Below are 9,163 nucleotides of genomic sequence, written 5' to 3'. Positions count from 1 at the left end.
TGCATCACATAATTGCGCTTGGTCGCAAACGACAGGCTGTAGCCATAGGATCTAAGTGCGCCCATCAGGTCGCTCGCCCAATCCTTTTCGCTGCGCTCTAGGATTAAAAGTCGTGGCCAAAGGCTCTTGGGTGCTTGGTTAAAAAAGGGCAGGAGGGCTCGGTCCTCATAGCCCTCAATATCGATCTTAAGCGCATCAATCCGCTCTAGGCGTGCTTCCTCAATCATGCTGATCAGTGGACGGACGGCTACTTCAACTTGATCCGCACCACCGCTAACTGTGGCAAGCGACGCGCCGCCTTCGTTGCTGCTGCCGACCGAGAGCGTCATAAAACCATTGGTCTCGCCCGCACCGCAGCCAAAGACATGGGCGTTAAACTCAGGATTGAGGGCGAAGTTTGCCCGCAACCGCGCTAGGACGCTTGGTTGGGGCTCTATCGCTACAATTTTGCCACTTGGCCCAATCAAAGGGCCGACCCAGAGGGAATAGGCCCCGACATTGGCCCCCACATCGACAAAGACATCGCCAGCCTTAAGCTCTCGGCGCAGCAATTCCCGCTCTTCAAGTTCAAACCGCGAAGGGGAAAACATGAGTCGTTTTTCGGTGACGTTTCGCCGCGGGTCGATCCGGGTTTTCACGCCCCAGGTTACCAAATCCAGCGGCCCGGTAAGCGCAGGAAAGATCAGCCTTTTTCCGACTGAAGCGGCAAATTTGCTCAAAGGTCCCGGGTCAAAACTTCGGGCCATGGTGATGACGCGACTTTGAAAAGCCGACGGGGAAAAGGTGCCGAAAGGACTGACTTCGTTTGACATTGTCGTGAGTTGCCATGCGTTATCTGCATTTGCAAGGAAATAGCCGCATCAATTGACGTTACGTACCGCTTCCCCTCGGCTTCGTCCCGGTCTAGTAAGGAGTCACCGCGCCGTCCCAAGCTAGTTCCGGGATGCGCTCAGGGAGGAATAAATGGATCTCGCGACAATTACTGCTGGTATGAAAGAACGTGTCGAAGCCAAGCCAGCTTTCGGCAACACCGTGAAGTTTGATTTCGGCGATGCCGGCAAAATCCACATCGACGGCAAGAACGGCAATGCCGTGACCAATGACGATGGTCCAGCCGACTGCACCTTGAAAATCGCTCTCGGCGATTTCGTTGACATGGTCGAAGGCCGTTTGAACGGCATGAACGCTTTCATGAGCGGCAAGCTGAAGGTAGACGGCGACATGTCGATCGCCATGAAGCTGCAATCGATCATCGGCTAATCGTCTGATGCAACTGGTTCAGGACCCTTTAGTAGACGCGATCCCCGGTCTTGAGACCTTTCGCGTCCTTGGGCCTGACGACAAAACAATCCGCGCGGCCTTTGTTCCCTATACGGGGGATAAGCCGCGCGGGTCTGTGATTTTAGCGCCCGGCCGCACGGAATATATCGAAAAATATGCCGAGACGATTTCAGATCTTCTCGCGCGCGGTTTTAATGTTCTGACCGTAGATCACCGTGGGCAGGGTTGGTCGGATCGATTGGGTGCGACCGCCCATGCTGGTCATCTCGATAGTTTTGCCAAAGCAACCGATCACATGGCGCGCGCTGTCGCGGCCGTCTCGGATAGATTGACCGGGAAGCGGATCTTGTTGAGCCATTCCATGGGCGGCACGATCTGTTTGGAAGCTTTGTTGACAGGTGCGATCCCAAACGTGGTTGGTGCGGCTTTTTCGGCACCCATGTGGGGTATTCTGGGCCCACCCGGCATGGGCCTTCTGGCTAAATCCTTGGTCGCAGCCGGTAAAAGCAAAGATGTTGCGCCATCCTTGCCAAGCATGTGGCAGCCAGAAGCCTTTGAGGCCAATCAAGTTACCCATGATCCCAAGCGCTTTGCCCGCAATAATGCTTTGATGCTGGAGCAGCCCGCCTTGCAGATCGCTGGGCCAACCAATGGCTGGTTAGTCGAAGCTATCAAGACGATGGCCGCCTTTACCCCCGCCCGCTTGGGTCAAATCAATGTGCCGATTTTGGTGGTAAGTGCGGAAGGCGAAACGATTGTCGACAATGCGGCCCATGTGCGCATTTGTGGTCAAGTACCCCATGGGCACTTGCGCGTTGTGGCCGGCTCTAAGCACGAGCTTTTACACGAAGTCGACGCCATCCGGGCTGAATTCTGGGCCCATTTTGACGCTTTCGTCGATCCACTTCTGGCTTGAAGCGCCGAAAGCGCGGTCAACTACACTCTTGTGTGCATTGATGGCTTGCTTAGTCTGCCACGATGTTTATACCCGCGCCTTCGAACGGGCAGGTGGCCGAGTGGTTGAAGGCGCACGCCTGGAACGCGTGTATGGGTGAAAGCCCATCGAGGGTTCGAATCCCTCTCTGTCCGCCAGTTCGACCGATTTTCTCTTATTTTTCAATAACTTAAAAATCGGACCCCTCTGTACCCACACCGGTACCCACATTTTATTTTCAAACAAATTGCAGTTGGGGCCGCTTTGAGGGCGGTTTCGTCGATCCGTTTCGAAGTGTTTCATGCGCTAGCGAAAGTCCAGCAGGGATCGCTAAGTTGATCCTAGTCGCAGTTTTGACATTAGTCCAAAAAACAAATGTTACCGCCCGATCCCCGCACCGAGAACCTGGCCGAGAGCCAGCTCCGCGCCGGGTATTTCGCGCACGGCGATGATGTTTACCCCCCGATCAACGATTGCGTGACGGCCCAGCGCGGTATCGATATGGCCGAGGACGGTACCCTCAGAGGCGCTGGGCTGGACGCCGATAGAGCCGCGCTCAAGACCCAACTGCTCGCGTGCGGCAGCACGGAAGTCCTTATCACGCAGGGCATACCAGCTTTCAGCCTTGAACCCGACGCCACGGCCCTGTGCGGTGCCATGACCAGCCTTGATCAGATGCTCTGCCCGCGCGCGAAGTTCTGCCTCCATGGCCTCTGAGACAGGCTCTGGCGTGTCTCTGCCGTTCGCCCGACGCGCAAGAATGACATCATGCGGGGTGAGGCGGTCGGTGGTTGGATCAAAGCGCCGCTTGGTCTCTACACTTTGTTGAGTGCTGATCTCTGGCTGAACCGTTCGAGATGGTTTGTTTTTGCTAGGTGCTTTCAGTTCGGTCTGAGCTTTGGTTTGGCGTTGGCCAAAGGCCGCAGAGCGCTCCCGGTCCCAATAGGAGCGGATCTCGTCCTTGCTGCGCTGGAGCGCATCAAGGCGCTGTTTCATATCTGACGCAAAGCCGACACCGGTCTTGGAGCGCGTAACCAGCCCCATGCGCTCGAGATGATTTACCCGCCCCCGTGCAACCGCTCCAAACGTATCGGTGCGGGTTAGTTCGTCGGCGGCAAGTAGCCCGCCATTGGCTTCAGCAAGCTTGGTGAGCTTATGGTCAATGTCAGTCCAATAGTTTGCCCGTGTCCGCCCAAAGAGTTGTTGTTCGGCCTCTGTACGTGTCTTATTGCCAAGAAGGCGCTGCGCGTGGCTTTCTGCCCGCTGGCGGATGCCTTGGCTGATCATCTCGCGAGGGATGACCAAGGTCGAGCCATTGGCTCTGATACCCCGGATCAGCACATGGGCATGGGGCTGATCGGTATCGTGATGATTGACGGCGACCCAGGTGAGGGCAGGCTCTTTGAGATCGCGACTCACATCTCCCATCACATCGCGGATATAGCCTTGAAGATCTTCCATCTTGTCGGCTTGCTCTGGACTGATGATAAGCCGAAAGTGGTGACGATCATCTCCCCATGCTCGTGTAGCTTCTTTCACGGCCTCTGGGGCAAGCTCCCCAGCTGGTCCGTAGAAGTGAGCTTCTGATCCATCAAAGCCCACACCCTCGCGGGCCAGATACTTCACATGTTGGACAATGGCCTTACCGGGATTGGCGACAGCGCGAGGTCCTTTGTGACGAGCCACAAAAGCCTTCACCACAACGCGCTGGGAAGCCCGCACGCTGATAGATCCAACACCAGCGCTCCTTCTTAATGAACCGCCACCAGCCGTCGCACCACTGCCACGACCAAAGAGCTTTGCATGGGCAAGCTTGCGGGCAAGGGATGCCCGTACCGAGCCGCCATCGCCTTTGAGACGGCTTGGCAAGCGAGCCTGCGCTTCGGCCCCATGGCTTGCGAGGCGCAGGCTCAGGCGTTCTTGAAGCGTGAAAACCTGCTCTGATCTACTACTGCGAACACCCTGATCCTGACTGCCATAAGCCATGGTCGCAACTCCAAGATGGCGGTGCGAGACACCCCTCAAACCTGCCATTGCCGCAGTAATTCATGGCAATTCATGAGTGGCAACCAGATTCACCTATTTTGCGAATAATATCAGTAGGATAAAGCAAGAGAATCTTCCCTTTATCTTGCCTATCCCTCTGTCATATCTCCTCTGTTCCCCTTATGAGCCCACTTAGAAACACAAAGAAACTATTAGAAACGCAAAACACTCTGTGCGATGAAAACAAGCTGAGCGTTGCCGTTCCTCATGTATGTTGCACTACATAAAAAAAATTTGTAGTGTAACACCATGGCTGAAGTTCTTCCCCTCCAATTGATGACACTCTACCAAGAGCTCGTCGATATGCATTTATCGCGTACCCCAAGCGCTAGCCCAACTGGCGCGCCTTTTAAAAGAACCGTGCGGGGCAAGGTCTATTGGTATGCCAGTGATCGGACGGGCAGCCATGTGGTTCAGCGCTACATTGGCCCAGACAATGAGGAGACCAGAGCACGCCTTGACGAGATTGAGGCACGTCGCGAGGCGACAGAAGCCTTCGAGACGCGTTGCGGCGATATGGTCGCCCAATTGCGCGCAGCTCGACTGCCTACGCTGGACGCCGCCAGTGGCAGTTTGCTGGCTAGCCTTTCGGCGCAAGGCGTTTTTGATTTGGGAGGCACTTTGGTCGGCACCATGGCTTTTCGGCTTTATGATGCTGAACTTGGAAGGCGCCTCACACGTATCGAGCCCGCGCTGACACAAGACATCGACATTGCGAGCTATCAGAACTTATCGATCGCGCTAGCCGATGACGCCGTGAGAAGCTCGAAGGATTTGCCAACGGCTCTCACTAAGTTCGGTCTAGAAGTTACGCCATCCATTGACCCTAAAGGTCGCAGTGGACGATGGCGACGCAAGACAGGCGAGCCAGTGCTTGATTTTCTGGCCCCTTCATTTGAAGAGGGCCAAGATCTTGTCTGGCTTGAAGCTTTGGGAGTGTGGGCGCAAGCCTTGCACTATCTCAACTTTCTATTGGCCGACCCCATTCCTGCGGTTGGCCTTTACCGCCAAGGCGTTCTTGTCCGCATTCCCCGGCCTGAGCGTTTCGCCATTCATAAGCTTATCGTTGCGCAACAGCGCACCGGAGCCGGGCTTGCGAAACGCCGAAAGGACTTGGGCCAAGCCCGTGCTCTCATAGTGTCACTGGCTGAAGACAGGCCTGCAGAGTTGAATCAGGCCTATGAGACTGCAATGGCGCAAGGCCAGAAATGGCGGGAAGCCATCGGCGCATCGCTGGCGATGGTTGGAAATGAGGTGCGTGCAGTTTTCAAATAGCTCCGATCAAACTTGCATGACAGCGGGGTGAGGCCAAGTCGAATGGACTTGGCATAAGCACGCAAAGAGGGCGGAGCTGTTAGGCTCCGCCCTTGGGCTAATTTGCTAGAATGATGTAGCTAGGCGGCTTCTTCTATCGGCAGGCCTGTTTCGGTGCTGGTAGCGTCCGTCTTGGCTTTACCGCGAGCGAGGACTTCAAGTTCGCTGAAGGGGCCTAGGACAAACTCGATGACGTAGCGGGTGCGGCCTTGATCGTCGTCGTAGGAGCTGGGGCGGATGCGACCGAGGAGGCGAACCCGGGTGCCCTTCTGGACCATTGTCTCGATGCGGGCGATGATGGCGGGGGCGAAGACGGTAACGCGGTGCCAGTAAGTGCGGTCTTTTTGCGTGCCGTCTTCGGTCTTCCAGCGCTCTGAGGTGGCGACGCTGAGGGTTGCGAGTTTGCCGGTCTTGCCGAAAGTCTTGATCTCGATTTTGCCGACGTTTCCGACGATTTCGAAATTGGCCTTATCCATGATGGTTTCTCCGTTTGGTCTGAAGCTGTCCCGTCCGTTGGTGTCCCGGTCCGGGGGTCGCGGTGGCGACGGGGCGTAACAGCATCCGGAACAAGGCGAGGGGAGGAAACCGACCTGGTGGCACACAAGGGCTTGGCGCGGGCAGGAGCGAAGCGACAACACGGGCCCTTGAATTCGAAGAATGGTGGGACACGCCGCCGGAGGCAGTTTTCAAGCCACGTCAACGCGTCTCCCGAGACGTGCAACAAGGTCAGACGGGCAAGTCAGACCATTCAATGGAGATCAAGGACCAGCTTGGATGAGGTCAGGTTGTGCAGAGAGTGGAGCGCCCGCTCGGTCGTAAAACAAGAGATAGAGTGCGGTGCCGATAGCATGAAGAAAAACATCGGCTCTTTGGGTATCCCTACGATAATGCGCAGGACTGAACGATCCTTGAAGACAGACGAACGATTTGGCCCAAATTCTTGCAGCCTTTGGCTGGCTTCTGCTTGGCTTAGGTCTTTTGGCCCAGCACTCATAAGATAGACTATGCTAAGCCATCTGCCTGATGGGCGCAGTTCAACCTTCTAGGTGGTGCAAATGCGAAAGCTCCGCGTTGGGTCTTATACTTGGACGGCCAAATGCTGCCCCTCAGCGCGAGAGACTGTAAGGCTGCGGCGCGTTGGATTTTGAACTTTCGCAGGCCCAAAAGATCAATGATCTGGAGATCACGCAGCTTTGTCATCTCTCTGCTGACCGTCTCGAAAGTCATGCCTAGGTAGTCTGCAATGTCAGCCCGCATCATTGGTAAATCGACGAGGAGTTCGCCAGCAACCGATTGGCCCAAACGTTGACCCAAACCGGCCAAAAACCAAGCGAGTTTTTGTTCTGCAGGGGCGAAGCTGATCATTACAACATGTTCGCTACCTGGCTCTTGTCCGCCATAGGCGGCGTCAATCACCTTCATGGCACGCGTGGGCTCTGATTGCAGCATGCGTTGCAGACCTAAGTGTCCCAAGCGCGCGACACGCGAAGCGCAGGCTGCTTCGGCATCAACCTGTTCTGGCCCATGCGTCCCTAAGCCGAACACGTCACCTGGATAGCAAAAGGATAATACACAGCGCCGCCCGCCCTCGGTCATCTTCTGAAGTCGAACGCACCCGCTTTCCACTTGATAGATCGCGCCGCTCGGGTCACCCTCGTTGAAGAAAGGGCGGTTCCTCGGTCGGCTCATGAAGAGGTCCATATCGCTTGTCTGTAAAAGGGGGTTGGCCATGTCCTGAGCCTCCATCAAATCTGCTGAGTGCTCCGGTGAGACGCGCGGCTGCCACAGCTTTGGTTCAACCTTTCTGGCTGCAAGCGGTTCCGAACAATTGACCTTGTTCCAGCGTCCTTGGCTGTGAATAGTTGATACAGGTCAATTCTAGGGCGTCGCATCCCTGCGAAACAGAAGAGGAAACCCCTCTAGGCGGGCTTTAGGAGTCATCACATGAGCAAGACACGTAACACGCTGCACGAAACCATTCGTGCCCAATCGGTGGAATTGCTTAACAAGCATTTGGCCGCGGCCATTGATCTGCATGCCCAAACCAAGCAAGCCCATTGGAATGTGCGCGGCCCAAACTTTATCGCCATTCATGAGCTGTTTGATCGCGTGTCAGAACAAGTTGAGACCTATTCCGACATGTTGGCCGAACGCGCCGGTGGTTTAGGCGGTGTGGCGCAAGGTACGGTCCAAGTCGCCACAAAGAACTCATTTCTGGTCCCCTATGATCTCGGCCTTGCCGATGAAAACAAGCATGTGTTTGCTGTCGCGGGTAGCCTCGCCGCCTTTGGCCAATCGGTGCGCGAAGCGAGCGCCACAGCCGCGAAGTTTGGCGATGCCGACACGTCTGACCTATTTACAGAGATGTCGCGTGGGATTGATCAGCAACTCTGGTTCGTTGAATCCCATGTCGCACCATCGGCATAATCATCACACATCGGCCCTAAGGTCTGCCAAGCCTCTGCTCTGGGGCTTGGCACTTATTGCCCTGGGTTTGGGGGCGTGCGCGTCCCCTATGCCTGCAACCAAGCCAGACAAAGACCTGGTGATGGGGAATCGCATCTGTCGAGGCGAGGCAACCCAAATCTATTTCGCCAATCAAGACGATGTTCTAAGTCCTAGCGCGGCGCAAGTATTGTCGCTCTTGGGCAATAGCCTTTTGCGTTGTCCACGCCGCAAAATCTTGTTGTTGGTGGTTTCAGGTGACGATGGCGTACCTGCCTTTGCCAATGTGGAGAAGCAACGTCTCTATCGTGTCCGCTCAACTTTGTTGGGGCGTGGGCTTTCGGAGGGAAGTTTTGAAACAGAACCTGCCCTCACGCCCGATATTCGCTTTCCCAAGGGGCCAATTGGTGGCATCATTGTCCTAACCCGGCGTTGAACGATCAGTTTTCGATTGACTTTGTTGTTCGATGGGCGCGTCATCGACCCTATTAAAAGCGGAGTTGGACTTTGGGCACGACGCGCGACCATCTCCGGCAGGGCACTCGGGCTATTCACGAGCAACTTCACCACCATACAAGCTTTCAGGAATTGATGGACGAGACGATAGCTCTTCCCGCCTATCTTTTATTGCTTGGCCGTCTGCACGGGTATCATTCTGGCCTTGAGCAGGCCTTGGATTCCGCCGTCTTCCCGGAGCGAGCGCAGGCACCAAAAGTCGATTATCGCAGCCAACGTCTCTTGAAAGACATGGAGGATTTAGGGTCAAGTGGCTTAGGCCATACTGAAAATGTCGCGCATACCGATATTAAGTCCTACGGGGCTTATTTGGGTGTGCTTTATGTGCGCGAAGGCTCGATGATGGGTGGGCGGGCTCTAGCTGCCAAGCTTGATCATTTGTGCAGCGACCAAGCGAGCGGGCGCAGCTTTTTTCAAGGCGGCAGTGGCGATGGCGCATCTTGGCAAAGGCTGTGTCGTGCGTTGGATGGCCTCAATGAACCTGAAGCCCAAGACCAAGCGCTTCAAGCGGCTCTGACCAGTTTTCAGCTATTTGATACGTGGATGATGCCAAAAGCCGTTGCGAGGCCAATTCTGGTTCAGCGTGCCCTGCGCCCTAGGGAACCAATCAACCCTTGAGGCGTTTAA

General features: G+C 55.6%; 11 protein-coding genes and 1 tRNA gene. 7 read left to right on the top strand and 5 right to left on the bottom strand.

Features of this window, described 5'->3' with window-relative positions; all coding sequences use genetic code 11:
- Window positions 1–590 (bottom strand): FkbM family methyltransferase (locus tag IOB61_RS07565; protein WP_290814583.1); only part of this gene is annotated, 590 nt, incomplete at its 3' end.
- Between the two features lie 373 nt (window positions 591–963).
- Here IOB61_RS07565 and IOB61_RS07560 point away from each other — a divergent pair.
- The 3 genes from IOB61_RS07560 (at window position 964) to IOB61_RS07550 (ending at window position 2,373) form a co-directional block, all read left to right on the top strand.
- A complete protein-coding gene (locus IOB61_RS07560) occupies window positions 964–1,260 on the top strand; it encodes an SCP2 sterol-binding domain-containing protein (RefSeq protein WP_290814580.1) in 297 nt (98 codons plus the stop codon).
- Between the two features lie 7 nt (window positions 1,261–1,267).
- Window positions 1,268–2,197, top strand: a complete 930-nt coding sequence (locus tag IOB61_RS07555) for an alpha/beta fold hydrolase (RefSeq protein WP_290814577.1) — start codon at window positions 1,268–1,270, stop codon at window positions 2,195–2,197.
- An 86-nt stretch (window positions 2,198–2,283) separates the two neighbouring features.
- Window positions 2,284–2,373: transfer RNA gene (locus IOB61_RS07550), tRNA-Ser, on the top strand.
- Window positions 2,374–2,593: 220 nt separating this feature from the next.
- Here IOB61_RS07550 and IOB61_RS07545 read toward each other — a convergent pair.
- Window positions 2,594–4,201: a hypothetical protein gene (locus IOB61_RS07545; protein ID WP_290814574.1), complete on the bottom strand. Its 1,608-nt coding sequence runs from the start codon at window positions 4,199–4,201 to the stop codon at window positions 2,594–2,596.
- A 309-nt stretch (window positions 4,202–4,510) separates the two neighbouring features.
- On the opposite strand from IOB61_RS07545, the gene IOB61_RS07540 reads away from it, so the two are divergent.
- On the top strand, window positions 4,511–5,536 hold the full coding sequence (locus IOB61_RS07540; RefSeq protein ID WP_290814571.1) for a GSU2403 family nucleotidyltransferase fold protein: 1,026 nt from the start codon (window positions 4,511–4,513) through the stop codon (window positions 5,534–5,536).
- Window positions 5,537–5,655: 119 nt separating this feature from the next.
- On the opposite strand, the gene IOB61_RS07535 is transcribed toward IOB61_RS07540, so the two are convergent.
- The 3 genes from IOB61_RS07535 to IOB61_RS07530 form a co-directional block, all read right to left on the bottom strand.
- Window positions 5,656–6,051 (bottom strand): single-stranded DNA-binding protein, encoded by a 396-nt coding sequence (locus IOB61_RS07535; protein ID WP_290814568.1) that lies wholly within the window; start codon window positions 6,049–6,051, stop codon window positions 5,656–5,658.
- Window positions 6,052–6,323: 272 nt separating this feature from the next.
- Complete coding sequence (locus IOB61_RS16835) at window positions 6,324–6,569, bottom strand: cation-transporting P-type ATPase (RefSeq protein WP_367272830.1); 246 nt, start codon at window positions 6,567–6,569, stop codon at window positions 6,324–6,326.
- An 8-nt stretch (window positions 6,570–6,577) separates the two neighbouring features.
- Window positions 6,578–7,306, bottom strand: coding sequence for a helix-turn-helix domain-containing protein (locus IOB61_RS07530; protein ID WP_290814565.1), 729 nt, complete (start codon window positions 7,304–7,306; stop codon window positions 6,578–6,580).
- 213 nt (window positions 7,307–7,519) lie between these two features.
- On the opposite strand from IOB61_RS07530, the gene dps reads away from it, so the two are divergent.
- The 3 genes from dps (at window position 7,520) to IOB61_RS07515 (ending at window position 9,154) form a co-directional block, all read left to right on the top strand.
- Complete coding sequence (gene dps / locus IOB61_RS07525; protein WP_290814562.1) at window positions 7,520–8,002, top strand: DNA starvation/stationary phase protection protein Dps; 483 nt, start codon at window positions 7,520–7,522, stop codon at window positions 8,000–8,002.
- A 121-nt stretch (window positions 8,003–8,123) separates the two neighbouring features.
- On the top strand, window positions 8,124–8,456 hold the full coding sequence (locus tag IOB61_RS07520) for a hypothetical protein (RefSeq protein WP_290814560.1): 333 nt from the start codon (window positions 8,124–8,126) through the stop codon (window positions 8,454–8,456).
- A 71-nt stretch (window positions 8,457–8,527) separates the two neighbouring features.
- Window positions 8,528–9,154, top strand: a complete 627-nt coding sequence (locus IOB61_RS07515; RefSeq protein WP_290814558.1) for a biliverdin-producing heme oxygenase — start codon at window positions 8,528–8,530, stop codon at window positions 9,152–9,154.
- The last annotated feature ends 9 nt before the right edge of the window (window positions 9,155–9,163 follow it).

Origin of the sequence: Aquidulcibacter sp., assembly GCF_020253525.1 — a bacterium.
Classification (GTDB): Bacteria; Pseudomonadota; Alphaproteobacteria; order Caulobacterales; family Aquidulcibacteraceae; genus Aquidulcibacter.
This window is presented reverse-complemented; position numbering and strand designations above follow the sequence as displayed.